Annotated in this window: 31 protein-coding genes; 23 read left to right on the forward strand and 8 right to left on the reverse strand. The window is 59.4% G+C overall.

Features of this window, described 5'->3' with window-relative positions:
- Positions 1-594: 594 nt before the first annotated feature.
- On the forward strand, positions 595-1,632 hold the full coding sequence (locus tag AC1DXS_RS23175; protein ID WP_477739793.1) for a lysylphosphatidylglycerol synthase domain-containing protein: 1,038 nt from the start codon (positions 595-597) through the stop codon (positions 1,630-1,632).
- A gap of 647 nt (positions 1,633-2,279) precedes the next feature.
- On the opposite strand, the gene AC1DXS_RS23180 is transcribed toward AC1DXS_RS23175, so the two are convergent.
- On the reverse strand, positions 2,280-3,602 hold the full coding sequence (locus tag AC1DXS_RS23180; RefSeq protein WP_477739794.1) for a sensor histidine kinase: 1,323 nt from the start codon (positions 3,600-3,602) through the stop codon (positions 2,280-2,282).
- A 542-nt stretch (positions 3,603-4,144) separates the two neighbouring features.
- On the opposite strand from AC1DXS_RS23180, the gene AC1DXS_RS23185 reads away from it, so the two are divergent.
- From AC1DXS_RS23185 to AC1DXS_RS23200, 4 genes are all read left to right on the forward strand, one after another.
- The gene (locus AC1DXS_RS23185; RefSeq protein ID WP_477739795.1) at positions 4,145-4,651 is read left to right on the forward strand and encodes a hypothetical protein; all 507 of its coding nucleotides are present in this window, start codon (positions 4,145-4,147) and stop codon (positions 4,649-4,651) included.
- A gap of 88 nt (positions 4,652-4,739) precedes the next feature.
- Positions 4,740-5,423, forward strand: a complete 684-nt coding sequence (locus AC1DXS_RS23190; RefSeq protein WP_477739796.1) for an energy transducer TonB — start codon at positions 4,740-4,742, stop codon at positions 5,421-5,423.
- Positions 5,424-5,466: 43 nt separating this feature from the next.
- Positions 5,467-5,817: a hypothetical protein gene (locus AC1DXS_RS23195; RefSeq protein ID WP_477739797.1), complete on the forward strand. Its 351-nt coding sequence runs from the start codon at positions 5,467-5,469 to the stop codon at positions 5,815-5,817.
- Positions 5,818-5,861: 44 nt separating this feature from the next.
- A complete protein-coding gene (locus tag AC1DXS_RS23200) occupies positions 5,862-6,542 on the forward strand; it encodes a hypothetical protein (protein WP_477739798.1) in 681 nt (226 codons plus the stop codon).
- Between the two features lie 24 nt (positions 6,543-6,566).
- Here AC1DXS_RS23200 and AC1DXS_RS23205 read toward each other — a convergent pair whose 3' ends face one another.
- Positions 6,567-7,043 carry a hypothetical protein gene (locus AC1DXS_RS23205; protein WP_477739799.1) on the reverse strand — a complete coding sequence of 159 codons (477 nt, stop codon included), beginning with the start codon at positions 7,041-7,043 and terminating at the stop codon, positions 6,567-6,569.
- Between the two features lie 183 nt (positions 7,044-7,226).
- Between AC1DXS_RS23205 and AC1DXS_RS23210 the strand changes: the two genes are divergently transcribed.
- From AC1DXS_RS23210 to AC1DXS_RS23235, 6 genes are all read left to right on the forward strand, one after another.
- Positions 7,227-7,601 (forward strand): hypothetical protein, encoded by a 375-nt coding sequence (locus AC1DXS_RS23210; protein ID WP_477739800.1) that lies wholly within the window; start codon positions 7,227-7,229, stop codon positions 7,599-7,601.
- Between the two features lie 95 nt (positions 7,602-7,696).
- The gene (locus AC1DXS_RS23215; RefSeq protein WP_477739801.1) at positions 7,697-8,380 is read left to right on the forward strand and encodes an HAD family hydrolase; all 684 of its coding nucleotides are present in this window, start codon (positions 7,697-7,699) and stop codon (positions 8,378-8,380) included.
- Positions 8,381-8,472: 92 nt separating this feature from the next.
- Positions 8,473-8,874 (forward strand): GNAT family N-acetyltransferase, encoded by a 402-nt coding sequence (locus AC1DXS_RS23220; RefSeq protein WP_477739802.1) that lies wholly within the window; start codon positions 8,473-8,475, stop codon positions 8,872-8,874.
- Between the two features lie 670 nt (positions 8,875-9,544).
- Complete coding sequence (locus tag AC1DXS_RS23225; protein WP_477739803.1) at positions 9,545-9,952, forward strand: hypothetical protein; 408 nt, start codon at positions 9,545-9,547, stop codon at positions 9,950-9,952.
- A 25-nt stretch (positions 9,953-9,977) separates the two neighbouring features.
- Complete coding sequence (locus AC1DXS_RS23230; protein ID WP_477739804.1) at positions 9,978-10,466, forward strand: hypothetical protein; 489 nt, start codon at positions 9,978-9,980, stop codon at positions 10,464-10,466.
- Between the two features lie 184 nt (positions 10,467-10,650).
- Complete coding sequence (locus AC1DXS_RS23235; RefSeq protein ID WP_477739805.1) at positions 10,651-11,742, forward strand: hypothetical protein; 1,092 nt, start codon at positions 10,651-10,653, stop codon at positions 11,740-11,742.
- A gap of 243 nt (positions 11,743-11,985) precedes the next feature.
- On the opposite strand, the gene AC1DXS_RS23240 is transcribed toward AC1DXS_RS23235, so the two are convergent.
- Positions 11,986-12,897: a LysR family transcriptional regulator gene (locus AC1DXS_RS23240; RefSeq protein ID WP_477739806.1), complete on the reverse strand. Its 912-nt coding sequence runs from the start codon at positions 12,895-12,897 to the stop codon at positions 11,986-11,988.
- A 105-nt stretch (positions 12,898-13,002) separates the two neighbouring features.
- On the opposite strand from AC1DXS_RS23240, the gene AC1DXS_RS23245 reads away from it, so the two are divergent.
- Both AC1DXS_RS23245 and AC1DXS_RS23250 read left to right on the forward strand, forming a co-directional pair.
- A complete protein-coding gene (locus AC1DXS_RS23245; protein ID WP_477739807.1) occupies positions 13,003-14,166 on the forward strand; it encodes a mandelate racemase/muconate lactonizing enzyme family protein in 1,164 nt (387 codons plus the stop codon).
- A 91-nt stretch (positions 14,167-14,257) separates the two neighbouring features.
- The gene (locus AC1DXS_RS23250; RefSeq protein ID WP_477739822.1) at positions 14,258-15,232 is read left to right on the forward strand and encodes a tripartite tricarboxylate transporter substrate-binding protein; all 975 of its coding nucleotides are present in this window, start codon (positions 14,258-14,260) and stop codon (positions 15,230-15,232) included.
- A 197-nt stretch (positions 15,233-15,429) separates the two neighbouring features.
- Here AC1DXS_RS23250 and AC1DXS_RS23255 read toward each other — a convergent pair whose 3' ends face one another.
- The 5 genes from AC1DXS_RS23255 to AC1DXS_RS23275 all read right to left on the reverse strand — a co-directional run bounded on the left by AC1DXS_RS23255 (position 15,430) and on the right by AC1DXS_RS23275 (position 18,730).
- Positions 15,430-15,912, reverse strand: a complete 483-nt coding sequence (locus tag AC1DXS_RS23255; protein WP_413325054.1) for a GreA/GreB family elongation factor — start codon at positions 15,910-15,912, stop codon at positions 15,430-15,432.
- 243 nt (positions 15,913-16,155) lie between these two features.
- Entirely contained in the window at positions 16,156-16,632 is a 477-nt protein-coding gene (locus AC1DXS_RS23260; protein WP_477739808.1) for an SRPBCC family protein, read from the reverse strand.
- 30 nt (positions 16,633-16,662) lie between these two features.
- On the reverse strand, positions 16,663-17,331 hold the full coding sequence (locus AC1DXS_RS23265) for an NAD(P)-dependent oxidoreductase (protein WP_477739809.1): 669 nt from the start codon (positions 17,329-17,331) through the stop codon (positions 16,663-16,665).
- The gene (locus AC1DXS_RS23270) at positions 17,328-17,822 is read right to left on the reverse strand and encodes an SRPBCC family protein (RefSeq protein WP_477739810.1); all 495 of its coding nucleotides are present in this window, start codon (positions 17,820-17,822) and stop codon (positions 17,328-17,330) included. The genes AC1DXS_RS23265 and AC1DXS_RS23270 overlap by 4 nt, the downstream gene beginning before the upstream one ends.
- A gap of 38 nt (positions 17,823-17,860) precedes the next feature.
- Complete coding sequence (locus AC1DXS_RS23275) at positions 17,861-18,730, reverse strand: SDR family oxidoreductase (protein WP_477739811.1); 870 nt, start codon at positions 18,728-18,730, stop codon at positions 17,861-17,863.
- 100 nt (positions 18,731-18,830) lie between these two features.
- Between AC1DXS_RS23275 and AC1DXS_RS23280 the strand changes: the two genes are divergently transcribed.
- The 10 genes from AC1DXS_RS23280 to AC1DXS_RS23325 form a co-directional block, all read left to right on the forward strand.
- A complete protein-coding gene (locus AC1DXS_RS23280; protein WP_477739812.1) occupies positions 18,831-19,727 on the forward strand; it encodes a LysR family transcriptional regulator in 897 nt (298 codons plus the stop codon).
- Positions 19,728-20,233: 506 nt separating this feature from the next.
- The gene (locus AC1DXS_RS23285) at positions 20,234-20,749 is read left to right on the forward strand and encodes a hypothetical protein (protein ID WP_477739813.1); all 516 of its coding nucleotides are present in this window, start codon (positions 20,234-20,236) and stop codon (positions 20,747-20,749) included.
- A 74-nt stretch (positions 20,750-20,823) separates the two neighbouring features.
- Positions 20,824-21,039, forward strand: a complete 216-nt coding sequence (locus AC1DXS_RS23290) for a hypothetical protein (protein WP_477739814.1) — start codon at positions 20,824-20,826, stop codon at positions 21,037-21,039.
- Between the two features lie 50 nt (positions 21,040-21,089).
- Complete coding sequence (locus AC1DXS_RS23295) at positions 21,090-21,356, forward strand: hypothetical protein (protein WP_477739815.1); 267 nt, start codon at positions 21,090-21,092, stop codon at positions 21,354-21,356.
- A 70-nt stretch (positions 21,357-21,426) separates the two neighbouring features.
- Positions 21,427-21,687, forward strand: coding sequence for a hypothetical protein (locus AC1DXS_RS23300; RefSeq protein ID WP_477739816.1), 261 nt, complete (start codon positions 21,427-21,429; stop codon positions 21,685-21,687).
- A 98-nt stretch (positions 21,688-21,785) separates the two neighbouring features.
- Complete coding sequence (locus AC1DXS_RS23305) at positions 21,786-22,244, forward strand: YgdI/YgdR family lipoprotein (RefSeq protein ID WP_477739817.1); 459 nt, start codon at positions 21,786-21,788, stop codon at positions 22,242-22,244.
- A 7-nt stretch (positions 22,245-22,251) separates the two neighbouring features.
- Positions 22,252-22,683, forward strand: a complete 432-nt coding sequence (locus tag AC1DXS_RS23310) for a hypothetical protein (RefSeq protein ID WP_477739818.1) — start codon at positions 22,252-22,254, stop codon at positions 22,681-22,683.
- A gap of 75 nt (positions 22,684-22,758) precedes the next feature.
- On the forward strand, positions 22,759-23,034 hold the full coding sequence (locus AC1DXS_RS23315) for a hypothetical protein (RefSeq protein WP_477739819.1): 276 nt from the start codon (positions 22,759-22,761) through the stop codon (positions 23,032-23,034).
- Between the two features lie 110 nt (positions 23,035-23,144).
- Positions 23,145-23,543 (forward strand): hypothetical protein, encoded by a 399-nt coding sequence (locus AC1DXS_RS23320; protein WP_477739820.1) that lies wholly within the window; start codon positions 23,145-23,147, stop codon positions 23,541-23,543.
- A gap of 124 nt (positions 23,544-23,667) precedes the next feature.
- Positions 23,668-23,879: hypothetical protein (locus AC1DXS_RS23325; protein WP_477739821.1), on the forward strand; the 212-nt coding region annotated here is incomplete at its 3' end.

The raw sequence follows: 23,879 nt of genomic DNA on the forward strand, positions 1-23,879 counted from the left end.
GGTCCAGACGGGGTCAAAAACAACTCGCTTCGCTCAGACACGTTTTTGCCCTTATCCGTCTGGACCTGCGCTCCTCGGCGCAGACACAAGGGGCCCGGATACCGAACAGCCAAACAGCCGAAGACAAAAAACCAATTACCTAGAACCACAAGGACACGCCATGGCGTGTCCTTGTTTGTATTGGAGTTCGGTATTTGTCTTCGGTATGGTTTTGGTATTTCGGACTTCCCCGTCCTGGCTGGGCCGAGGAGCGCAGAGACAAGCGGATCAGGGCAAAAACGTGTCTGAGCCGCAGGCGAGTTGTTTTTGACCCCGCTTGGCTCGAGCACCGCAGGTTGCCCGTAGCGAAGCGGAGGGACCCAGACTGCGGTCGCCTTTCTTTTGGGTACTTTTCTTTGGCGAAGCAAAGACAAGTGCCTCGCCCGCCGGGGCGAGTCCCGGCCAGCAAGCCTAAGCAGAGTAAAGAGGAGGATGAAGAGGAAGAGCGCGCCCGCCGGCGCAAGACCCGGCCCTCCGCCGTCGGTCTTCGCCTACAAAAAGCAGCGCGCCCTGCTCTGGCGCCGGGCACGTATCCCACGCGAAGATGCAGCCATCATGGCCAGTACCGCGGCGCCCGGTTCCGCCGACACCCATTCTTCACGCGGCAGCACCCGCGCCTCTTCCGTGGCCGCTGCTTCGCTGTGGCCGCGCATGCGGCGCTGGGTTTTCCCGGCGCTGGGCGTTGTGGTGTTGGGCCTGCTGGTGTCGCATGCGCACAAGGTGGACTGGGCCGGCGCCTGGCAGTCGCTGTGGCGTTATTCGCCGTGGCTGCTGCTGGGGGTGCTGGGCCTGGCCACGGCCAGCCATGTGCTGTACGGCTGCTTCGACCTGATAGGCCGGCGCCACACGCGCCACCAGCTGCCGCGCCTGCAGACTTGGGCCATCGCGGTGACGAGTTATGCCTTCAACCTGAACCTGGGCTCGCTGGTAGGCGGCGTGGCGCTGCGTGCGCGGCTGTATACGCGCGCGGGGCTGGATGAGGCGACGATTGCGCAGATCGTGGGCATCAGCCTGGCGACCAACTGGCTGGGCTACGGCCTGGTGGCCGGCAGCCTGTTTGCCAGCGGCCTGATCGCGCTGCCCGGCGATGCGCACATAGGCGCGACGGCCCTGCGCGCCCTGGGCATGGCGATGGTGTTGCTGGCCCTGGCTTATGCAGCAGCCTGCAAGTTCGCGCACGGCCGCGTGTGGCGCATACGCGGCAAGCGGCTGACCCTGCCCTCGCCGGGACTGGCGCTGGCGCAACTGCTGCTCTCGGCCACCAACTGGGCACTGATGGGTGCGGCCATGTACGCGCTGCTGGGCGGCCAGGTGGAATACGGCAAGGTGCTGGGGGTGTTGATGGTGGCCTCCATCGTGGGGGTGGTCATGCCGATTCCCGGTGGGCTGGGGGTGCTGGAGGCGGTGTACCTGGCTTTGCTGTCCGGCAGTGTCCGGCAAGGGGCCCTGATGGGGGCAGTATTGGCTTACCGGGCGCTGTATTACTTCTTGCCTTTGGCTGGCGGCTTGGTGTTGTATTTGTTGTTGGAGAAATATGCGGCCGTTCGTTCCGCCGGGTCTTGCTCCGGCGGGCGCGCTCTTCCTTCTTCTTAGTCCAGTTGGCCGGGGGTTGCCCGGCGGCAACTCACTTTCTTTTGCTTCGCCAAAAGAAAGTAAGCAAAGAAAAGGCGACCCGCAGTCTGGGTCCCTCCGCTTCGCTACGGGCAACCTGCGGTGCTCGAGCCAAGCGGGGTCAAAAACAACTCGCCTTCGGCTCAGACACGTTTTTGCCCTGATCCGCTTGTCTCTGCGCTCCTCGGCCCAGCCAGGACGGGGAAGCGCGAAATACCAAAACCATACCGAAGACAAATACTGAACTCCAATACAAACAAGGACACGCCATGGCGTGCCCTTGTGGTTCTAGGTAATTGGTTTTTTTTCTTCGGCTGTTTGGCTGTCCGGTATCCGGGCCCCTTGTGTCTGCGCCGAGGAGCGCAGGTCCAGACGGATCAGGGCAAAAACGTGTTTGAGCGAAGCGAGTTGTTTTTGACCCCGTCTGGACCGAGCACCACAGGCTGCCCGTAGCGAAGCGGAGGGACGCAGACACCAGGGTCGCCTTTTCTTTTGCTTACTTTGCTTTTGGCGAAGCAAAAGAAAAGTAAGTTGCCGCCGGGCAACCCCCGGCCAGCAACCCCTAGAAGAGTAAGCAGACGAAGCAGAGGTAGAGAGGGAAAGCGCGCCCGCCGGAGCAAGACCCGGCATCAACCCTTCTCATACCGCGCCAGCTCAACCCAAAAAACACTCCCCCGGCCTTGCCGGTCCGCCATCCCCACCGGGTGGCCCAGCAGCTGGCTCAGGCGGTAAATCGCCGCCAGCTCCAGGCCGAAGCCCTCGGCCGTTCCCTGCTGCGGAATCCCCTGCGAAAAAGTTTGCTGGCGTTCGTGCGCGATGCCCGCGCCCGTGTCCCAGAGTTCTATGCGCCACTGGCCGCGCCGCTGCCGTGCCGCCAGCAGCACGCCGCCGCCGTGCGTGTTGCACAGGGCGTTGGACAGCAAGCTGCCCACCAGCCGCGCCAGCAGCACAGGGTCGGACATCGCCCGGCCCGGGGCCGAGCGCGTGCGCAGGCGCAAACCTTTTTCGCGGGCCAGCGGCAGGTGTTCTTCGGCCACCGTGTGGATCAGTGCGGCCAGGTCCACCGGCTGCGTATGCACCGTCAGCGTGGCCGGGTCCAGCCCTGCCAGGCTGAAGAGCGAGTCAAACAGGTTGTCGATCCTGCGCGTCGAGTCGGCGATCTTGCGCGCGATCTGTGTGGCGAACTCCGGTTCCAGCGTCAGCCAGTCGGCATACAAGCCCAGCGAATGCACGGGGTGGCGCAGGTCATGCGCCGCGCTGGCGATAAAGCGCGTGCGCACCGCCTCGGCATCGGCCACCGCGCGCTTGCGCTCCTCCAGCGCCTTGATCAGCTCCTGGCGGTCGAACTGCCGCTCCAGGCTGATCTTCTGCGCCCGGTGCATGCGCCGGCCCGTCACATGCGCCACCGCCAGGAAGATCAGCACCACCGCCATCTCGGCGCCGGTGTCCAGCGCCGCAGGCACGCCGCCCCCAAAGTCCATGCGCCAGATGAGCGCCGCCAGCACCGCCGCGCCCAGGCCGTTGCAGTACGCCGTGAACGTGCGCAGATTCGGCGGCGAAGAAGACACCGCCGCCGCCGCGATGCTTGACAGGATCAGCATGCACAGCAACTGCTCCTCCACGGGCGCCCGGTGGTAGACCACAAACATCAGCGAGCCCCAGACCGCCGCGCTCAGGGGCCAGGCCCAGCTGTGCAAAGACATGAACTCCCGCAGCGCCAGCGCGTCGGACTCCATCACCCGCGTGCGGTAGGCGTGCAGGATGGCATAGCGCAGCATCGTCATGGACCCCGCCGCCACCACCCACACCCCGAGGTCCCAGTGATCCACATGCGAGTACAGGATCGCCACCACCACCATGATCACCAGCACAGCCGCATGCAGCGTGGGCCACGCGTTGCGCATAAAGGAGTGGGTCAGCTGCGTGCTCACCCAGGACTCGCGCGGGCTCATCGATGGGCGCTTCCGTTGGCGGCTGGCGGGGAGGGCGTCATTGAGGAAGAAAAAGGATTTCCGTGGGTGAGGGGAAGGACAACAACCATATCAGAGGGTGGAATGAGGGGTCCTACGTATTCAGTTTAGGAAAATAAGCTTAGGAACATCCACCATGCCTTCGCGTGGGAAGAATCTGCCTGCTGACATTCTTTGTCGGGTTTCGGATATTGGGCTTCGGGGAGCGACCGCGGCGCGGCCTTACCGGTGCCGTTGTGCTCAAAGGCTTAACGGCAACCGTCGCCCGGAAGTGTTGTTTTTTGTTGTGGCCTGGATTGCCCGGCCAGGCTCTCGCCGATCTTGCCAGTGTTGTTGGGCTTGGGCGAGCCGTCTTTGGTAGTCGTTGGGCTGTGGTTACAGGGGCGTAACGCATACCTTTTTATTCATGGCTTTGCGGGGATGGGCCCGCTGTTCATAGAATGGTTGGCGATCCATCGCTTCCAGGGTTCAATCCGGCCTTGGGGAGGAAACACAGAAACTGCGTTACCGGAGGGGGAGACCGAATGAAACAGATGTTGAAGGCGCATGCCGCCCTGCTGCTTGTGCTGTTGTCTGCTGCCATTGCCGGCTGCGCACCGGCCAAAATAAGCACCCTGCCGTCGCCGCCCCCGCAAGCGGACGATGTCATCGTCACCATTTACCGGCCCCGCAGCATGGCCTACGCGATACGGGATGCCACCTTCCTGATCAACGAGGTGGAAGTGGCCAGCATCGGCAGCGGGGAATTCACCCGGCTCAATGTCCCGGCAGGCAGCTACTTCCTGCAGCAGCGCTGGCCCATAGACATACAGATGTTCAAAGATCCCATAGGCTTTAACGCCAGCTGGGCGCCCCAGGAAAAGGTCTTCTATCGCCTGCTCAACACCGGCATTGACATCGGCACTTCCTACAGCCCCGGCAAAATCAGCTGGCGGCTTGCGCAGGTCAGCGAGGCGGAGGCGACCCGGGAACTGTCATCATGCTGTGCATTTCGCGAGCCTGGGCAGACGGGGTTTCTTTACCAGAAGTGAGTGCTGCTTGCGCCGTGTGGGGCGCTTCTAGAAACCACGGGCGCAGAAGAAGGGCGTCATCAATGAATGCAGACCAAGGAGTGACACCATGAGGTTGCCCACCGCAGTAGGTCTCTTGCAGGAGATACATTGCTTTATGCCGCTTAGAAGCGCCACTCTGATCGCATTGCGAGCGCTTCTCTTGGCAGCAGGCGTGTTATCACTCGCGCATAGTCCAACGCGTGCCGAGTCCAGTCCCGTGGCTAGCAAGAAGCCGGTTGAGGTTCGTGATATGGAGAGTGAGCAAGCTGCCTCACTTCGCCAAATCAAGAAGCAATTGGCGAATTTTCCAGAGGAGCCCTCACCGAGACCAGACGAATCGCCTGCAGTGCGCGAAAGGCGTGAACGCAGGGCTCAACTTCAGGAGTTGGTTCGCGAGATTGAGCGCCGAATCGCTGAGGAGAAATCGCGGAAGCCACTCCCCAAGGAGACCTTTTCGGTTTTTGGCGCTTATTTCAAGCGGGTGACATCCCGCATTGAGCAAGAATCTACGAAGGCACCGCCGAATCAACGCGACATGAAGCTCCCTGGCTCTGTCATTCTCAAGCTCACCATTGGTTCCGATGGAGAGATCAAAGAACTTAGTACCGAAGAGGCGTCGTCGCCTGAATTCGCGGCCTATGTGCAGGAACTTGTCAGGAGCTTGGCGCCGTTCGAGCCTCTTTCGCCCACCATACGAAAACGTGCTGACCACATAGCCATTGTTACGAAAGTTTCCTATGCTGTGCGGTAGGGGAAACCTTCCACATCGTGCACGACCAAAAGTGGAAATTCAAATGATCCAGGGAGATAAGAAAATGACAACCACAGAGGAACGCGATCCCTTCAATTGGGCATTCGAATCTCCGCCGAATGAAGTGGCGTTTACCATCCGTTCAATCATTGACGGCAGGAAGCCAATACTTCTGGTGTTGCGGGATTCAGAAGAGGATGACGTTGCTTGGTCATTCCTCACCGGCGAACCAATCGATATGTCAGAGGCGTTGCTCGTATCGCTACGAACTGTCGTTGAACGGGATCCAACGGTAATGCAAGTGGCCTCGCTTCCGTCTGGTTGGTCCGCGCAACGGGCAAGTGCCGGCGCCGAGTGGACCATGGCATTAAGCCCTCCGAACGACGGCGCCTAGCGGCCAGAAGCAGACATCGTCGGAAGGCATGATCAATCTCAAACATGAAACTCAAAAAACGACTCCTCACTGGCCTCGCGGCCCTAGCCCTCGCCCTGGCCGGTGCCGGAATCGGCGCACAGCCGGTGACCACCATGGACCCCCGGAACATCGGCTTCACCATGTCGACGATTGCGGCGGATACCCTGCAGTTTGAAGCGCCCACGGCAAGCTCCTCTGCAGGCGCGCCGAAGTTCCATGAAGATGAATGGCGGCAGATTGAGTTCTTCCCCGCTGCAAGCCTGCCGGAACTCCAGAAGCGGATGCAAGAGTTCAAGGCCTTCGAGCAGCAGAACCGGATCCAGTACGGCTGGAAAGATATTTATGCCCGGCGTATTGTCGGGTCTCCCCTCGTCGGCGCGTCCAGCCCCAAAGACCTCGCTTCGACTCTCCAAGGCAATATCGCGCCGGCGCCGATTCTGACCACCACCTCCGCCTCCCTCGGCCAGGTCAAAGGCGGCTTCACCATCCGGCTGGCGGGCTCCGTGTTTCTCTATGGCGTTGCCGATGGGGCCACGGTCAGCATACTTGCGGCCATGGTGGAGCGCGGCGGCAACGAGCGCGTACTGACGGACGCCTTCACCCGTCTGTACAAACAATACAAGCTCGTGCTGGTGGACTGGCGTGGGCAGATGGTGCTTGGCTCCGTAGGGCCCAACGGGGAGCCAGTGATCTGGCGCCCGTGAGGGCGAGGTTCCAGCGCCGGGCGTTCACAAACCGTTTTGCCGCCTGACCGCCAGCGCCACCACCGCCGCGCCGGCGGCAACAACCAGCGCATCCTCGATCAAGCCGCTGCGGGTCTGGCCCATGCGCGCCATCGCGCGCTTGCGGCCTGCCAGCGTCAGGTAGGCAAGCGGTACGGCGGTCGCAACCGCCGTCAAAGCGCCGGCCTGCTCGCGGCCCTGCGGCGCCAGGGCCGCGCCCGCGATGCCGGCGCTCATCACGCGCGCCAGCAGTCCCAGAAAAACCGTGCGGTCCGGTGCGGTCTTCATCTTGTCGCCGAACAACTCGCCCACACCCATGGCCAGGGCGCCATTCCTGAACAGGGGACGGTCCAGCAGTACAAGCCGCCCCGGCGTGCGATGGCCCAGCAGCCGTGCCGCCGCGATGCCGGCCATGGGCGTCATGGAGCGCGCACTGGCCACCGCGCCTATGAGGGCGGAGTAAATCAAACGGTTGTGTTTCATGTTTTATCCTGTGCAGGTCATGGCAATAAGCCCATGATGCCGGGGCTGCCTCCTGGAAGAGGGAGAAAAACACCCGGTATTTCGTAGGAAGCGGGCGAAGCTTCATCGCATCGGGCCCCATTCCCGTTGCGGTTACGATGCCGACAATCGGTCAGAAGCAGACATTCGCCAGGGAGAGACAAAATGTTCGGACTCTTTAAAACCAAGGCCAAACCGACGCATCCTTACAGCAAGGAAGCCGAGCCCGAGCGTTACGCAGGCAAGCCGCTGCTGGTGCTGCTCGAAAACTTCGTCTTGCACAGCATCGGCGAGTTGCCGCCGGACAAGGATGCCTTGATGGCGAAAGTCGTGCAAAAGACTTATGGAGGGGGCGACTCCTGGGTTGAGACCCTCAAGCGTGAGCTGGACCTTGGAGATTCGATCGAGGCAAACCTGAAGCAGCTATGGGATAAAAACCAGGGCATTGCCCGTCAAGAAGCGGTCGAGCTTCATCCGGTCCAGTTTGCAAAAATGATTGCGGACACGAATTTTGCGCCGCTTATTCAGCCGTCCCGCTGACCGGGCCGACAAACCGGTGGACCGAGGCGGGCGCTTCGCCTGGAAGAAAGCCTTCACTTGAAGGCTGAAATTCAATTTTTCGAAAGAACTCGAAAATGAGCGAAAGACCGGTGGTAGTGCTTGACCTTGACGGCGTCATTGTCAAATCGAACCTCCTTAAGCACAGGGCAATGCTCTCCATGTTCGCCGACTATTGGGACAAGCAAGATGCCATCAGTGATTACATCCTCGGCAACGGCGGAGTTTCTCGCCGCGACAAGCTGGTGGAAATTCTTGAAACCATCATCGGCATCAAGGCCACGCAGGAACGACTCGCTCACTACCTTGATCGATATGCGAAGTGTCTTGAGGCGGGGCTGGCGGCCGCGCAGCTCGTTGAGGGTGTAAAGGGGTTCATTACCCAAGGCGACCATGTCTTCTACGTGAGTTCGACCGCGCCGGAGGAAGAGGTGCGGGAGCAACTTCTCCGAAATTCTCTGTTTCACCGCTTCGCTGAGGTGTACGGAAGCCGCATCCCAAAGGTCGAGGCTCTCTTGGAAATCGTAGAGCGGCATCCAACAGAGGAACTTGTTTTCTTCGGCGATTCACTCGGTGATCTACGCGCCGCTCGTGAGGCTGGGGTCGCATTTGTTGGGGTCACGAACGAGCGTAACAACTTCGAAGGTCTTGAGGTCGTGAAGCTCGAAAATTTCGAGTCACTGAGATCGGTAGACCGGGCGATGCGCGCAGCCCTTCTCATGCGAAGTGGTGCCCCGGACCGAGGTGAATACCCGATATGAAAAGACGGTACGGCGTGAGATTTTGTGTGTCCACTTCGGATGCGATCCAGCTGAAGTCGCGACGGCGACAATCGGCCAGAAAGCGAATATTCATGCAAATCAGACCCTTTCAGCAGGCCGATGCCGCAGACGTGTATCGACTTTTAACCGCCAATGGGTGGCAGCATCGAATTCCTTCAATGAACTACTTGCTGAAACTGGCCGATGCGTCCCAGCGTGCTCTTGTCGCCGTAGAGGAAGGGCAAATCGTCGGGTTCGCCCGCGCCATCACCGACGGCTTGTCCAATGGGTATCTTTCGATGGTCGTGGTGCAAGAGTCCTGCCGCGGCCAGGGTATTGGGACCCAGCTGGTTGAGCGCATCATTGGTGACGAACCCCACGTGACATGGGTGCTTCGCGCGGGGCGCGAAGGAGCGCGTGAGTTTTTTTCCAGGCTTGGCTTCACGGCGTCTGCGGAGGCGATGGAATGCGTCCGTCGGGGTTCGGCCAAATGACCGCTTCGGGCCATCGCGGCTTGGGCTAGGATGTCGCCTATTAGCCAGATGCAGGCATCGCTGCGGTGACCCCTATCCGCCGATATCCGATAGGCGTTCACTTGCAAGCTTTATGTATGGCTTGGTCTGCCGTCACCATTGGGAGTTTTCGTATGGATAAAAAAATGCTGAGAGGGTTCTGGACCTTGGCCTTATGCCTCATGGCAGTGGGATGTTCAGCAAATCTGGATGGCTCCCATACCTTTGGCGCGAGAAGCAGTCCTGGCTGGGCCGCGAACGCTCCGAAGCAAGACGTGGAGGCCTACTACGACTCCTTGAGCGTGCCTGAGATGTGTGCGACCTGGAAAGCGCGATTCTGGGAAGGGCGTCGTGTCGAGCCCATACTTGTGCAGATCACTGGATCTCTGCAGCGCAGAGGCATGGATCCACGGCACTGCGATAAGGAATGTCGAAGCAATAGTGGCCTGTGTAGGCCAAATCTCTGGTGAAAGTCCAGCTTGGGCGCCCCGGTTTGGATTTGCAGTTTTCTGACGCAAGTGGCCGCGCTTCAGCCTGGCTGGTCTGCGCAACGGACAAGTGCCGGCGCCGAGTGGATCATGACATTGAGCTCTCCGTTCGGTGACGCCTGGCGACTGGAAGCGGACATTGCCACCGACAGAAAGAGTTGGTTATGAACGACCTCCTTGTTGCACACGTTGAGCCTTTTAGCGGTGCCGGCGACGAGTGCGTATCGGTGACACTTAAAAGTACTTGCGGCGAGATAGTTGCCTTTTGCCACCTGGGGTCTTGTTCAGTCGGCGATCGCGTGCCCAATCTTCTCCACTCTGGGACGGATCACGACGTGAGAGTTCCATTTTTCCTGGACTGGCCAGAGGAAGAAAAGGAAAGGCTCTCGCGAGAGTGGCTTGAGCGAACAAGCCATTTCGGCTATCGCGGTTGCGGTAGATGCATCAATGAAGCCGAAGGCCTGGTAGAAGTGAATGGGTTTGTCATAGAGTTCGGCGAGGTTCCATGGGATGGACCGGTCGAGTTCGAGATTGCGAGGCTCGATCTGTGGATGCACTCTCATGAACCTTGATGCACACAACTATCGGAGGAGGCCCATGAAAAAAATGACCGCACTCGCCTGCATGGCCTTGTCCGCACTGGCAATGCACGGCAATCTGTCCGCTCAACAGGGACCCCGATCCACCGGCGAGTATTACCGTGATCTGGGCGTCATTTTGGGTATCGTCGAAGCCATCCGGGATATCGCTGACATCTGTTCGGAGGAATTTCCAGAGACCGGCGAAAACAATGAACAGCATTACCAACTCTGGCGAACCAGGCACCTGAATCTTTTAGAGGAAATCGAGCGCCACAGGGCCCGGATTCTGGAGAACCCTGTTCTGGGAGCTCGATACAAACTCGATGTGTACAACCGGAATCTCTCGTTCAAGACAAACCAGAGACGCGCCCTGGCGGCGTATGGAACGGCAGCGTTCCGCGCCAATTGCAATAAATACGGTGATATGACCAGCTTGCCGCAATGGGACCTGGAGACATCATTTGCGGGACACATAGCGACCATGCGTCGCGGTCCACCACAATAATTTTCCAGGAAAATATCTGCACCAAGGCACTCATGTGCGGGCTCGGCCAGCTGGCAAATGTTCGAACAAATGCAGCATTGCAGGTTTTGGCAGATGTTTGCTTAAGCATTGACAGATAAATGCGTCCTCATCAAATTAGCAAGATTGCCAATCGGGATGACGACCGACCAAGAGAGGACGGGAGATGGAAACTGGAAAAACTGGTGCCGTAATTGGAAGCTTCATAACTCGCCTGGTTGTTGGCGCAATAGTGTGGGCAATAGGGGCTGCCATCTTGGTCGGCATCGCATTTCTTTCCGCTGCGCCGTATGGTGGAGGTACCGCAGTCCCCTTGTACATGGTTGTCCCCTGGACGGCAGTTGTCATATTTTTTGTATTGCAACCCTTGGGACGTCTGCAGCTGTTCTCTGGCTTGATTACCAAGCTGGCACTCTTTACGATCACATGCGGTCTCGCCTTGGGCTCTATGTACTGGTACCTGGGCAGCAGTGAGCGTGAGCGAACCAGAGCGACTAACAATTTCAACAAAGAATTTGAACCGCATGCGAATTATTTCAAAACGGTGTGCGAAAAGGCCGGCGCCAAGGTCTTTCGCGAGGTGCGAAATGTGGAGGGCATACTTGTTTATGGCCTACGGGAAAAGACAAGCCAAGTGGAGTTGGCACAGAAAGGGTTCGTCGGAGACGTCTACTCTCAAATAGACACCGGCTACAACCCTGAAACTGTATTCGTTCACGAGTTCTTGACAAAGAAAGAGTGGGAGGCGCGGTGGCACACTCCCAACTACGATGAGGTCACCAGGTATCCGCTTATCGAAATGCCGGCCAAGGTAGACGGAGTTTCGGGCTTCTACCAGTACACGGATGCGAGTGTGAGATCCGAGTTCAGGACGCGCAGGGAATTTTCCGAGCGAGCCAAAAGCGCCTATGCGATCCGGATTGAAGACATTTCAACCCCAGCAGACCGTGAACATTGGATTGCCGGGACTAAATGGACGATAGTTGACGTGAAGACGGATGAGGTGCTTGGTGAGTTTGTCGCTTATGCCATGGATTTTCTTCAGGGCCAAACTGTCTTCTCAGGCGGCTTTGGGAATGCGGGCGAACCTGCGGCTCCGTGGCTTCGCGCCGGGCATGTTCAATACAGGATGCCCGGATTGTCCAATGCCTGCCCCAAGAAGGACGTATCCCAGAATCCCTCCAATAGTCGAAATTTCGTTCGATCGGTTCTCTTCCCGATACGGCAAGATGTCAATGTCATCCCAGTGAAGCCATAGACAGAAGCCGATATTCCCAACAGTTCCCCATGATGATCGACTACAGCAGACTCCAGCCTCCGCGTTCCAGGGGCTCATTGACGCCTGCGGGAACGGCGCCCATTGCCATGCTCACACTGTCGGGTCCTTTGCTGGCCTCCGCGTTTGTCTTCATGCGCCGGCGCCGCATCGGTCAAGCTGCTTTGGGCTCGCAGCCACCGGCAAGATGACCGGCTCCGGCCAGGAGCGGACATCAGAGGAGCGTTAGCAGGTAACGTCTCTCGCCCTCGTCACAGCCTCCCAAAGCGCCTCCGCGGCCCGCCCCATTGCATTACGAGACCGGAAGAGCCTGATCTCCAGCGGAACGCGCAACGCCGGCACACCCGCTTCGATCACACGGCCGCTTGCCAGGTCGTCATGAATCAAGGTTTGCGGCAGCCATGCGACGCCGCGGCCTTCGAGGACCATGGTTCTCAACACCGAGGCCAGGTGTGCGGTGAACACCGTTTGCGTGGAGACCTTCTCCATGGCCTCAAACCTTGTTTCGCGCAGGATGCGGCCAAGCCCCGATTCGGCGCTGTAGCCAAGAAGCGATACCGGCGCCTTGCCCGCCTTCAGGGTGTGCAGGGGTTTGCCTGAGGCATCAAGCGCCGTCACCGGCATCAGGTAGTCGGCGCCAATTTGAATCGAGGGAAAACCACCGGCCTCAAGCCCCCCTGGCGCGCCAGGGTGGGCATGGCACACCACAAACTGCACCTTGCTTTGTTCCATCAGTGCCTCGCAGCGCGCCAGCACGTCGGACTCCAGGTGCATGGTGCCGGCCATGGTGTGCGCTTCAAAACTCCGCAGCCAGCCCGGCATGAAGGTAAACGACAGCGCGTGGGTTGCGGCAAACCGGAGCGAATGCGAACTTGCTTCGGCAATGATCCTGGCCTCGCCCGGCACGCGGGCCACCTGGGCCGTCAAGTCATTGGCAATGCCCTGGAACCACCGGCCGGCTTCGGTCAGCCGGACCGGCTGTGAGCTTCTGTCAAACAGTTCTGTGCCTATCCACTCTTCCAGGGCGCGCACCCGGCGCCCGAAAGCCGGCTGCGTCATGTGGCGCTCTTCGGCCGCGCGGGAGAAGTTGCCCGTCGCGGCCAGCGCGGAAAAGTCTTCGAGCCAGGAGAAATTCATGCCCGGTGCTTTGAAAGCATTGAAGAAAAGAAAAACAGCATTGGTCAAATGCGGCAGCCTTCGCGATCATAACGACCATCATCACAACCCGTCATAGAGACCGCCATGAGAATCGTTGAAATCAGGGAGAAAACCCTCCCCATCAGCTCACCCATCCGCAACGCCTACATCGACTTCAGCAAGATGACGCTGAGCCTGGTGGCCGTCATCACCGACGTGATCCGGGACGGCAAGCCGGTGGTGGGCTACGGGTTCAACTCCAATGGCCGTTACGGGCAGGGTGGGCTGATCCGCGAGCGCTTCCTCGGCCGCATTCTTGACGCGGCACCCGAAAGCCTGATCGACGCCAAAGGCACGAACATCGACCCCGCCAAGGTCTGGGCGGCCGCCATGAGCAACGAAAAACCCGGTGGCCACGGCGAGCGCTCTGTTGCCGTGGGCACCATCGATATGGCGGTATGGGATGCGGTCGCCAAGATTGAGGGTAAACCCCTGTTCCGCATGCTGGCCGAGCGGCATGGGCGCGAGGCAAATCCGCGCGTTTTTGTCTACGCTGCCGGCGGCTATTACTACCCCGGCAAAGGCAACGAGGCACTCTGCGCCGAGATGCGCAGCTACCTGGACCGCGGCTACAACGTGGTCAAGATGAAAATCGGCGGCGCTTCCATCGATGAAGACCGGGCGCGCATCGAGGCGGTCTTGAAAGAGATCGGCTCAGAGGCCCGGCTTGCCGTGGATGCGAACGGCCGCTTCGACCTGGAAACCGGCATTGCCTATGCAAAGATGCTCCGCGAATTTCCGCTGTTCTGGTACGAAGAGATCGGGGACCCGCTGGACTACGCCTTGCAGGCGGCGATTTCAGAGTTCTATCCCGGCCCCATGGCCACCGGCGAGAACCTGTTCTCGCACCAGGACGCCCGCAACCTCCTGCGGTATGGCGGCATGCGCCCCGATCGCGACTGGCTGCAGTTCGACTGCGCCCTGTCCTATGGCCTTGTGGAATACCTGCGCACGCTCGAAGTGCTCAAGCAGTTCGGATGGTCGCCCGCGCGTTGCATTCCCCACGGCGGGCATCAGATGTCCCTCAACATTGCGGCAGGCCTGGGCCTTGGCGGCAATGAAAGCTATCCCGACCTGTTCCAGCCCTACGGCGGTTTCCCTGATGGTGTGAAGGTGATTGACGGCCATGTAAGCTTGCCTGAACTGCCTGGTATTGGTTTTGAAGGCAAGGCCGAGCTTTACGCCCAGATGCGGGCCCTTTCAGCCTGATTCGGGTTAGCGGTTAACGGTTCGCGATTAGCGATTAGCGATTAGCGATTAGCGACCACAAAGGAAACAACACATGAAAAACCATCAGCTGATGTTCCAACGGGTTCTTGTTTCCATGGCGCTCAGCCTGTCGGCCGCGCCGGCGGCCTGGGCGCAATACCCGGACAAGCCGGTGACCCTGGTGGTGCCCTTCGCCGCCGGCGGGCCCAGCGACAAAATCGCCCGCGACCTGGCCGAAGCGTTGCGCAAGCCGCTGGGCCAGACCGTCATCGTCGACAACACCGCCGGCGCCGGCGGAACCATTGGCGCGGCGCGCGTTGCCCGCGCCAAGGCCGACGGCTATACGCTGCTGGTGCATCACATCGGCCTTGCAACCGCGCCGGCCCTGTACAAAAAACTGCCCTATGACACCCTGAAGGACTTCGAGTACCTGGGCCTGATCAACGAAGCGCCCTCCGTGCTGATCGGCCGCACGACACTCGGGGCCAACAACCTTGCCGAACTGCGCAAGTGGGTGGCGGATTCCGGCGGCCGTGTGAATCTGGCCAACGCGGGTGTCGGGTCGGCTTCACACCTTTGCGGCTTGATGCTGCAAAGTGCGCTCAAGTCCAAAATGGTGGCAGTCCCCTACAAGGGAACGGCCCCCGCCATGACGGATTTGATAGGCGGGCAGGTAGACCTGATGTGCGAACAGGCGACCAACGCCGTGCCGCAAATCGAGGGCAAAAAAGTGAAGGTGTATGGCGTCAGCAGCAAGGAGCGCCTGAACCTGCCCTCGCTTGCGCAAACGCCCACATTGGCCGAGGCCGGCCTCGCGGACTTCAACGTCACGGTCTGGCACGGCGTGTATGCGCCGCACGGCACGCCGCCCGAGGTTCTGGCCAGGCTCAATGCGGCGCTGCGTGAAGCCCTCAAGGACCCGGAGCTGATCAAGCGCCAGGAAGCGCTGGGCTTGCGTCTCGTGACCGACGCCAGGCTCAGCGCAGCCGGCCACAAGGCCTATGTTCAGGCGGAAATGGCGCGCTGGGAAAAGGTGATCAAGGATTCGGGCGAGACGGCTGAGTAAGTTTCCAGGGCGCACACGCAGTGTTGCGCCTCAAAGGCCCGCCGCTAAGCCGGCCGCGCCACGCCGCGCGCGATATAGGCCGACACCGTCGGATATTGTTCCAGCAGGCCCGAGTTCTCCAGCCTGCCGCCTGAAATGAAGGTTTGTGTGGAAGGATGTGCAAAGACCGCTTTGGGCCCAGATGAGTCGTTTACGGCTCAATGAACCCGCAGCACCTCAAACTGCTGTCCGATTGCAGCGACCTGTATCGACACATCATCACCCTCGCATTTGCCCAGCATGGCCCTGCCCAAAGGGGCTTCCATGCTGATGACCTGAACCAGCTGAGTGCCGCTGCCCAACTGCATGCTGCCCCCATCCGGGCCGAGAAAGAGCTGTTGCTGCTTGTCGTCGGAATCGACCAGACAGACCAGCGCGCCGAGCTGTATCCCTTTGCTGGCGTCGTAGGGACGCGGGCGGAATTGGCGCCACTTGGCCATCGCCTGGCGGATGGCTTCGGCGCGCCGAACTTGGCCGGTGGCCAGGTAGGCGGCTTCGAGTCCCAATGTGTCGTATTTGTTTTCGGCGATATTTTCTGCGTGGGTCGCCGTTTCGTGTGCCACCCGCACTGCATCTTCGGCTTGCAGCAGGTCTTCGGCGAGCCGCTTCAGCACCTGCTGTTGCAGCGAGAATTTATTCATGACGGAAGGTAGGCATCTCAAACAAGCGGGGGAAGGCCTTAATTATGAAGGCACCTCCAGCCGTCGACCCGATTGCACTTTCGGCAGTGCGCCGTCAGCGTTCATTCTTGCCGTCTACCGTGCCGCGCCGAAGCACTATAAATGCGCCCTGCGGGTTCTGATGTCTGCTTCTGACCGAAAACGGTCATCTTACCGGCGGCTACCCCGGCTATTCCCGCGCGCATGCACAAACAGTTCGCCTTGCTAGCCTTCCACCTGTTCCTTGGACAGACGCAGCGCCTTACCCATATAACCCCGCCACAAGCTCCGCGTAAAAAGGCTGACCAGAGGCTTCAGGATGGCTGATCGGCTGACGAACTCGTAGCGCCAGCGAACAGACGTTGCGGAGCGGCCCGGCACGTCTTCGAACCACCACTCACCGCGTGCTTCGCTGGCAAGAAAGCGCAGCACCCCTGTGAATTCCGTGATGCGGTAGGCGAACCGATTTGGGTAGTCGTAGCTTGTCAAAGTCTCCCGGGCGGAACTCCCGTCGGAAAAAACCACGTTTCGGGTCCGGCCCGCGGCATCCCACGGGCCGGTCTGGTTCAGCGTCTGCGATACCGATGGGAGGGGGCCGTACCCGGTAAAGATCGATGTGAGGTCAATGGGCACGATGTGCAGGAAGGTCTTTTCCCTGGATGCCTCAATCGTCGTGGTTACTGTTGCTGCGGCGGATTTCATGGTTGTTTCCTTGTCTAGAGTTTGTGCGGTTCACCAGCTAATGAGCGGTGAGCGGCCCAGCCAGGTGGTGGCGTGCACCTGGTCCAGGACGAAGCTCGCGACGTCGGCCCTGGCGATCGTCCCGCCATGAAAATCAGAGAGGTCCGTGAGGGCCCGTGTCTCGTGCCTGGCGGGTTTGTCATTCAGCACCGAAGGACGCACCAGCACCCAGTCCAAGCCGCTGTCCCTGACGATCGCTTCCTGCCGGTTCTTGTCGGCATACACCTTGCGCAAGAGGGCGGGAAAAATCAAGCGGTCGAAAACAAACCCTCCGTGGCCGGCGCTGTCGCCCGCCCCCATGCCGGTAATGCACACGAGGCGCGAGACCCCGGCGGCCTTCATGGCGTTCACAAGCGCCTTCGTTGCCGACGACAGCAGCGTCACCTCTTTGAACGGGCTGACCGGCGTGCCCAGGGCGCTCACCACGGCATCCATGCCCTGCAGCGCCTTGCGCAACACGGCTTCGTCGCGGGCGTCACCGATGAAGACCTCGGCGCCGTCCAGGCCGGCTGCTTTTGCGGGCGAGCGCACGAGCACCCGAACCGCAAACCCCCGTGCGAGGGCTTGCTTCACGATCAGCCGGCCCGTGCCGCCTGTGGCGCCCAGCACCAGGACATTCGGGCGTGCAAGATCGGGATGCACAGTGTTGACGGCGTTCATTGCGCACCTCCTGGCAGTGACAGCTTGCCTTGCGCCAGCAGTTCGCGCGTGCGTTTGAGCGTTGACAGCAGGGCTGCCTTGTAGCCCTTGTCGCTGTCGAACTGCGCCTGCTCGGCCTGCTCTTCGGGGCCATTCGGCTCTTTGCCGCGAAGGCCGATGTAGCAATAGAAACGAAGCTGAAGTTGCCCCGCATCGTCTTCAAAGAGCTCGTTGACAATCGCGCCTTCGCGCGGGCCGGTGGCCTGGAAGAAGGTCACCTTGCTCTGCGGCTCAAAGGTGATGATTTCACGCAGGTCCGTGCCGGCGATGGTGGCTTCGCGCACGATGTGGGTCTTGCTCTCTTGCACGACCTCGCAATAAGTGCAAAGGCCGGGCGGCAAAAAGAGCCGCGCGTCGCGCGCCTTGAGGACCAGGCCGGCCCAGGCCTGGGCCCGCGTAAGGGCTACCTCGCCTGGTGGGTTGACCTGAACGGTGGCAGTCGAATAAATCATGATGGTTTCCTTTGGGTGGGGTTTGGTTACGCCGGCGCTCAGGCCGGTGCCGAAATTTCAGCGGCGAAGTCGCGGTACGAGCGCAGCGGGCGGCCCAGCAGCTGGGTCAGGCGCTCAACGTCACCCGCGTCGGGAACCATGCCCTCCGTCAGGAAGCGCTCGCTCATCAGGCGCATGTCATACGCCATCCATGCGGGCATGAAGTTGCGCAGGTTCTTCTCGAAGCCGGCCGTGTCGTCGCCGCCGTAGGTGATGGGGCGATTCAAAACGCTGGACCAGATGGCGGCGACRGCGTCTCCGGTCAGCGTGTCCGGACCGACCAGGTTGATCCGCTCCAGGGGCAGCGGGCCGGATGCGCGTTCGCGGCGCAGCAGCTCGATGGCTGCGATCTCGCCGATGTCGCGCGCATCGATCATGGCCAGGCCCTTGCTTCCGACAGGCATGGGGTACACGCCGTAGCCCGTCACCACGTCTTTGATGCTGTGCTCGTTGTCCATAAAGTAGGCCGGCCGCAGGATGGTGGCGCCAAAGCCCATTTGCTCCAGCATCCGCTCGACGCCGTACTTGCCCGCGAAGTGGGGAACGTTCAGGTACTTGTCGCTGTGAATCACCGACAGGTAGACGATGCGGTTGATGCCCGCCTCGCGTGCCAGGTTGAGGGCGATCAGGGCCTGGGTGAATTCGTCGGGCACCACCGCGTTGAGCAAAAACAGGGTGGAGACACCTTTGAAGGCCAGGCGCATGGAGTCCACGTCGAGCAGGTCGCCCTGTACGACGTTCACACCCGCCGGAAAGTTGGCTTTTGAGGGGTCACGCACGAGTGCCCGCACATCTGCGCCCCGGTTGACGAGTTGCTGGACAACTTGGCGGCCGACGTTGCCGGTGGCGCCGGTGATCAGGATGGTCATGAAATTACTCCGTTGGGTTTGAAAGAGCCTTGATCTTCATCGTTTCGCCAAATGTCCGATAGCCGTTATATTTAGACCATCTGTCTCACTGGTGGAACACATGGACTTACTGGCTCTCGCTGACTTCACGCTTGTCGCCCGGCATGGTGGCTTTGGGCGGGCCTCCCGCGAATCAGGGCGCCCCAAGGCCACCCTGTCCCGCCGGGTGGCCGACCTGGAAAGCGGCCTCAACCTGCGCCTCTTCGAGCGGGGAGCGCGCGCGCTCAAGCTCACCGAGGAAGGGCGGGCGCTGTTCGAGAAGACCTCCGTACTGCTCGCCGAGCTCAATGAGACAACCGCGGCGATCGCCTCCGGCGGTGACGAACCCCGGGGAAGGCTGCGGGTGAGTGCGCCGCTGCTCTTCTCGCAGGCCGCCATGGGAAAGCTGGCCGCCCAGTTCGCCATGAAGCATCGCGCCATCCGCCTGGAGGTCACGACGGAAGACCGCCCCGTGGACATGGTGGAAGAGGGTTACGACCTGGTGATTCGCGTCAACCCGGCTCCAGACGAAAGCCTGGTCGGCCGTATCTTCCTGAGAGACCGCATCGTGATGGTGGCGCACCCCGGGCTTCCCCGGCCCGCGGGCGGCGCACCCGTTCCGGTCGTGCTGCGGGGCGGCGCCATCGGCGAACAGACGGACGTCTGGGAATTCACGGAGAAAGGAAAGAAGAAGCGCCTGACGGTCCAGCCTGTCCTGAGCCTGGCATCGCTCTTCATGGTCCGCGATGCGGTCCGTGCGAATGTCGGTGCGGCACGCCTCCCCCTGTCGCTGGTCATCCCCGACCTGGCCGCCGGAACGCTGGTGCAATGGGGAGATGTCTCGGGGCCGGAGGTGGCGCTGTGGGCGCTCTACCCCTCCCGCCGCCTGCTGAGCGCCCGGGTGTCCGCCTTCCTGCACTTTCTCAAAGAGGCTTTCCCCGAAGGAAGCCCCGAGGAATTGGCGGCTTACATCCGGTGATGTGCTGAATCAAGCTTGCTGTCCCATAAAACCCATTGATAACACCGCGATCTTTGTGATGTGAAGCAAACCCTCCCCTAATCGGAGGGTTTTTTTACGTCCTGGCTGGCCTACATTTAGCCCACTGGCTCGCCCAGATTAGCAGCGGATCAAAACTGCCAAAACTGCCGTTCCTCCTTCACCCTTCACCCTTGGAGAAAATATGTCGCACAAAACCCTGCATCGCGTGCTCACCGCCCTTACCCTCACATTGGCCGCGCTGTTAACAACAACGCAGGCCGGCGCCGCCCCTAAAGCGGAAGGCAAGAACGGAGCCCTCAAACCCGCGACGGAAGGGGTCCCACCGTTCTGCACCGCGGTCCCCAACCTCCCACCCATTTCCTGCGCTAGCGGCATGAAGGACTTTTATATTGAATCTGCGGTGACGTGGGCGTGTTGCAGTCGCGATCCGTATTCAGCCGGGGTGCGTAACGCCTCTTGACGGCCGCTTTCGGCCATAAGCGGACATGAAACGTTCTATGAAAATCAGCTACTCCATCAAGCTCCCGACGGCAACAGCTGCGCCGCCGCGTGAGAAGCTCTACCCTTACGAATACAACGAGTTTTGCCTTTATCTTCCAGAGGATTGGAAGCAATTGCCTACCTCAGAAGAGCGTACCTTTAACTGGTACTCCGAGCGTGCGCAGGCCGGCATCTCGGTCAGCGCTGACTTCTACGAAGTGCCGGAAAGCAAATGGGCAGACTTTGCGGAAGTGAATCTTAATAGCCGGCATCAATCATTCCTCAAGGTGTCGGACAGTGAGGTGCATGTTGTTCAGCGTAGCGTGAAACCCTATTCTGGGGGTGGGGGGCTTGAGCTGAGCTACGTCGCGCACGATTCTCGGATGACGTATTTGTATCTGGGCTATGTCACTTTAAGAAAAATTTTTAACTTCACGCTTACTTGCGGCGCGGATACGGCTGCGGCGGTTGACCTATACAACAAGAGTATGCAGGAGCGGCTGAGGGTCAAGATACCGTAGTGATGTGCGCTATGGCCCACTGCAGCAGTCGGTAAGATGACTGCTTCCGGCAATAGCAGACGTAGAGTTCAAACGTGAAGCACAAAAAAGAATCAGACATCATCACCGCAATCGAGGAGACCTGCGGTCTGCCGTGGACAGAACTTTTCGCGTTGAATGGCAGCATCATTGGCAGCGAAAATGCAGGCGGACAAATCTTTCTTCACATGATTGATGATGACCAACTGGCGGATGCTGCATTGAGGTTGTTACGCCAGCAAGGTAAAACTCGCAACGATGGCGGCGCATAACGGCCAGAAGCAGATGATGTTCGCGTCCAAGGTCTGCTAATTAGTTTCAGATGCAAAACCCTCTCCGTCGCCTTTCTCCGCAAGAAGCCTCCAAAGAGGTGACGAGCCTCGCTATAAGCTTTGCCATGGCTAATGGACTTGAGGGCCAGCTGCTGCACGTAGCGCCCGATGACTTCTATTCAGAAACAGAAGGCAAGACACGAATCCATTGGGCCGCTGTCTTTCGGAATCTCCATAATGGCCATGAGATGGATGGCCCCGTTATTCTGAAGGTCAACCTGCGTGACCGTGAGGTGCGTTGGGGAACAGAGGCTTGAGGCAGAATTCAGCTAGGCATTAGACAAAACCCAATGCCTGCAGAGGTTTTTTTCAGATGCAGGACAGGGAATGGATGTAGATCACGAAATTCGCGGCGCAATCGAAGCCGGTGCGCGTCAAGGTCTGGAGTCCCTTACGGGCATGCGCCAACAGGTATTCGTTGAGGCCTACAAGGCAATAGGGGCGGCGGACATCGCCAGCGCACTGTTTGAGTTGCAGGGATCGGGGGCTCCACCTAAGAAGTTGTTGACTCGGGTAAATGCCCTTATCACAAGCCGCAAAGGCTATTCGTATGAGAGCCTGGAGGCCTTAACTCGCCGCGCAAGCTGAATTTTCGCTACGGAGACGCGTCGTAATGGATGATCGTTCTGGTTCAATTCAGTTCTCAGCATGATTGCGGCTTTCGACCAACAGCAGACGTTGAATCCATGAAACAGCAAGACCATTTTTCGGCGATAGCTTTGTGTATATCCGCCATTTCTGCAGCACTTCTTATGCTTGTAGCAAGTGGGTGCGCAACGCCTGCAACGCAGACGACCAAATCTGGGCTCGACGACGGCACGATTTACGTGAGCCCAAACACAAGTGATCCCCTCCTTCGTGCATACCAGGAAGCGCTTGCAGCAAATATCCAGAAAAAATCAGCTACGAGCCGCGTTCCACAAGATTCGGCAAGCGATTCTCGCGGCATTGTGTTGGCCATCGTGACAGTCGGCCAAAGCGGGCGTGTCGAGGATGTCCATATTGCACAGGCCGCGTCTTCAATGTTGGCAAATCACGCTGAGAAATTGATTTACAGCGTAGAGCCTCTTGACGCGTTTAGTCGGGATCTGCAGGCGCGAGCCAAGAAGTTGGTATTCGTGACACGCATAAATTACGGGGAGTAGTCCGAACATGAGTGACCCAGAGTCGCCACTGAATGAGCAGGCGCAGGCGATACTTGGCTTGATAGTACGCCCTCGATCGGAGAGAGCCGCGAGAATCGCGAGGCTGGCGAGGCCAAAGCTGATCGCCAGAGCGAACGAGTTTTTGGAGACCTGTGATGGAGCTTGCGCATCCTTTAACAGTTTTGCGGAGGCGCACCAGCGTTTCATCCTCGCAATCAGCAAAAAAAGTGAGCCGAGTCGAGCATTCGGCATCTCCTTTGTCACTTGTTTATACCTGGCCGGACCAACGTCGTGGAACAACATACGGTTGCGATGCACGTCCCTCGAAGATGCGGACGGTCATCTGTTGTATGAAATAAGCGACGTGGCAGCCGGCTTCGTTGTGCGCAGCGACAGTATCGTTATTCCAGCCTACGATCTGACGTTTGCGTATGAGTGATCGCGAAAACTTGCAGGATAAGTTTGGCCGAAAGGCAGTGTCTCTCGTTTTTTGAAACTATATAGGACATCGGCAATGGCGAGTTTGGAGTTCTTGATCGATGAAATTAAGCAGGACGGCGACAGTGTTCGTGTGTTCGGCGTGGTTAACGAAGGCTGCGTGTCTTTGAATTCTGGGTTTTGCTCCATTCGAAGCCCGTCTGGCGTCAGCGCGGTCGTAAGTTTTAAGGTATCGGGCATTACTGCGTACCACAGGCAGATCGGCCAGCTGCCCAGAGGTATGGGCGGTGAGTTGCTCATGAGCGGAGTCGGGTTGGACCGCCTTGAACCAAACTTCATGCTGACGAATTGATCTCCTGCAAATTTTCGCTTTGAGCCCGATCCAGCCGCAGTTACGATGACGACCATCGCCCAAGACGTACGCTCACCCACCCGCTTCGGATCGCATTGCATCGCATATATATGTCCAAACTAAAACTGTTAGCGTTGCCCTTCCTGGTCTCTTTTGTAGTGTCTTGTATCGCTTTCGCCGCCGCGCTTTTTCTGGCTGGAATCGTCATGGCTGGCCCATTGCAGAGTCTGGAGTCAATGACCAGGACCCTGGTGTTGATGGCGTGTACCAATGGGGCGGCCGGGCTGTTTGGCGTAGTTAGCGGAGCAGGCGTAGCGAAAGGGCAGAAACGCTGGGTTGCCCTGGTTTTGGCCGTCGCATACCTGGTCGTTCATGTGATTTGGGGAGCATGGGAGATGGCGCGCAACACGCAGCCGGCCGACATTCGGCTGGAGTTATTTGGCATTGCAGCATTTGCTGTCGGCGTTGCGCTGGCAGTGATACTGGTACGTCAGCGATACACAGAGTGACGGCGTGATGCGGCTGAAATGCGGCTGAATGTGTGTTTCGGTGCCGCTTGCTGCAGTTGGTACGGTGGCTGTTTTTGGCCAAAAACCACGAGAGGCGGCCAGCACCGCGCAACAGGGAGAAAAAATGTTCAGATTCTTCAAAACCAGCTTCAAACTCTTCGCGCGCTTCCCAATGAATATTTCAAAACGGCTCGCTCTCCTATGCCTCGCTTATGCCTGCATGCCTGGAGGGGTGCTAGCTGCGGACTGGAGGCGTGTTGGTGATCAAGATCCATCGGGTATGACGATGTACCTGGATGTTGATAGTCCGCGTCGTGAGCCCGGCGGGAATGTGGT

The sequence above is a fragment of the Polaromonas sp. P3_B1 genome, assembly GCF_056402935.1.

Excerpts from the sequence above, each read along its gene's own strand:
- AC1DXS_RS23175 (WP_477739793.1), top strand. The coding sequence starts at position 595 with ATGGCCAGTACCGCGGCGCCCGGTTCCGCCGACACCCATTCTTCACGC.
- AC1DXS_RS23180 (WP_477739794.1), bottom strand. The coding sequence starts at position 3,602 with ATGAGCCCGCGCGAGTCCTGGGTGAGCACGCAGCTGACCCACTCCTTT.
- AC1DXS_RS23185 (WP_477739795.1), top strand. The coding sequence starts at position 4,145 with ATGAAACAGATGTTGAAGGCGCATGCCGCCCTGCTGCTTGTGCTGTTG.
- AC1DXS_RS23190 (WP_477739796.1), top strand. The coding sequence starts at position 4,740 with ATGAGGTTGCCCACCGCAGTAGGTCTCTTGCAGGAGATACATTGCTTT.
- AC1DXS_RS23195 (WP_477739797.1), top strand. The coding sequence starts at position 5,467 with ATGATCCAGGGAGATAAGAAAATGACAACCACAGAGGAACGCGATCCC.
- AC1DXS_RS23200 (WP_477739798.1), top strand. The coding sequence starts at position 5,862 with ATGAAACTCAAAAAACGACTCCTCACTGGCCTCGCGGCCCTAGCCCTC.
- AC1DXS_RS23205 (WP_477739799.1), bottom strand. The coding sequence starts at position 7,043 with ATGAAACACAACCGTTTGATTTACTCCGCCCTCATAGGCGCGGTGGCC.
- AC1DXS_RS23210 (WP_477739800.1), top strand. The coding sequence starts at position 7,227 with ATGTTCGGACTCTTTAAAACCAAGGCCAAACCGACGCATCCTTACAGC.
- AC1DXS_RS23215 (WP_477739801.1), top strand. The coding sequence starts at position 7,697 with ATGAGCGAAAGACCGGTGGTAGTGCTTGACCTTGACGGCGTCATTGTC.
- AC1DXS_RS23220 (WP_477739802.1), top strand. The coding sequence starts at position 8,473 with ATGCAAATCAGACCCTTTCAGCAGGCCGATGCCGCAGACGTGTATCGA.
- AC1DXS_RS23225 (WP_477739803.1), top strand. The coding sequence starts at position 9,545 with ATGAACGACCTCCTTGTTGCACACGTTGAGCCTTTTAGCGGTGCCGGC.
- AC1DXS_RS23230 (WP_477739804.1), top strand. The coding sequence starts at position 9,978 with ATGAAAAAAATGACCGCACTCGCCTGCATGGCCTTGTCCGCACTGGCA.
- AC1DXS_RS23235 (WP_477739805.1), top strand. The coding sequence starts at position 10,651 with ATGGAAACTGGAAAAACTGGTGCCGTAATTGGAAGCTTCATAACTCGC.
- AC1DXS_RS23240 (WP_477739806.1), bottom strand. The coding sequence starts at position 12,897 with ATGAATTTCTCCTGGCTCGAAGACTTTTCCGCGCTGGCCGCGACGGGC.
- AC1DXS_RS23245 (WP_477739807.1), top strand. The coding sequence starts at position 13,003 with ATGAGAATCGTTGAAATCAGGGAGAAAACCCTCCCCATCAGCTCACCC.
- AC1DXS_RS23250 (WP_477739822.1), top strand. The coding sequence starts at position 14,258 with ATGTTCCAACGGGTTCTTGTTTCCATGGCGCTCAGCCTGTCGGCCGCG.
- AC1DXS_RS23255 (WP_413325054.1), bottom strand. The coding sequence starts at position 15,912 with ATGAATAAATTCTCGCTGCAACAGCAGGTGCTGAAGCGGCTCGCCGAA.
- AC1DXS_RS23260 (WP_477739808.1), bottom strand. The coding sequence starts at position 16,632 with ATGAAATCCGCCGCAGCAACAGTAACCACGACGATTGAGGCATCCAGG.
- AC1DXS_RS23265 (WP_477739809.1), bottom strand. The coding sequence starts at position 17,331 with ATGAACGCCGTCAACACTGTGCATCCCGATCTTGCACGCCCGAATGTC.
- AC1DXS_RS23270 (WP_477739810.1), bottom strand. The coding sequence starts at position 17,822 with ATGATTTATTCGACTGCCACCGTTCAGGTCAACCCACCAGGCGAGGTA.
- AC1DXS_RS23280 (WP_477739812.1), top strand. The coding sequence starts at position 18,831 with ATGGACTTACTGGCTCTCGCTGACTTCACGCTTGTCGCCCGGCATGGT.
- AC1DXS_RS23285 (WP_477739813.1), top strand. The coding sequence starts at position 20,234 with ATGAAACGTTCTATGAAAATCAGCTACTCCATCAAGCTCCCGACGGCA.
- AC1DXS_RS23295 (WP_477739815.1), top strand. The coding sequence starts at position 21,090 with ATGCAAAACCCTCTCCGTCGCCTTTCTCCGCAAGAAGCCTCCAAAGAG.
- AC1DXS_RS23300 (WP_477739816.1), top strand. The coding sequence starts at position 21,427 with ATGGATGTAGATCACGAAATTCGCGGCGCAATCGAAGCCGGTGCGCGT.
- AC1DXS_RS23305 (WP_477739817.1), top strand. The coding sequence starts at position 21,786 with ATGAAACAGCAAGACCATTTTTCGGCGATAGCTTTGTGTATATCCGCC.
- AC1DXS_RS23310 (WP_477739818.1), top strand. The coding sequence starts at position 22,252 with ATGAGTGACCCAGAGTCGCCACTGAATGAGCAGGCGCAGGCGATACTT.
- AC1DXS_RS23315 (WP_477739819.1), top strand. The coding sequence starts at position 22,759 with ATGGCGAGTTTGGAGTTCTTGATCGATGAAATTAAGCAGGACGGCGAC.
- AC1DXS_RS23320 (WP_477739820.1), top strand. The coding sequence starts at position 23,145 with ATGTCCAAACTAAAACTGTTAGCGTTGCCCTTCCTGGTCTCTTTTGTA.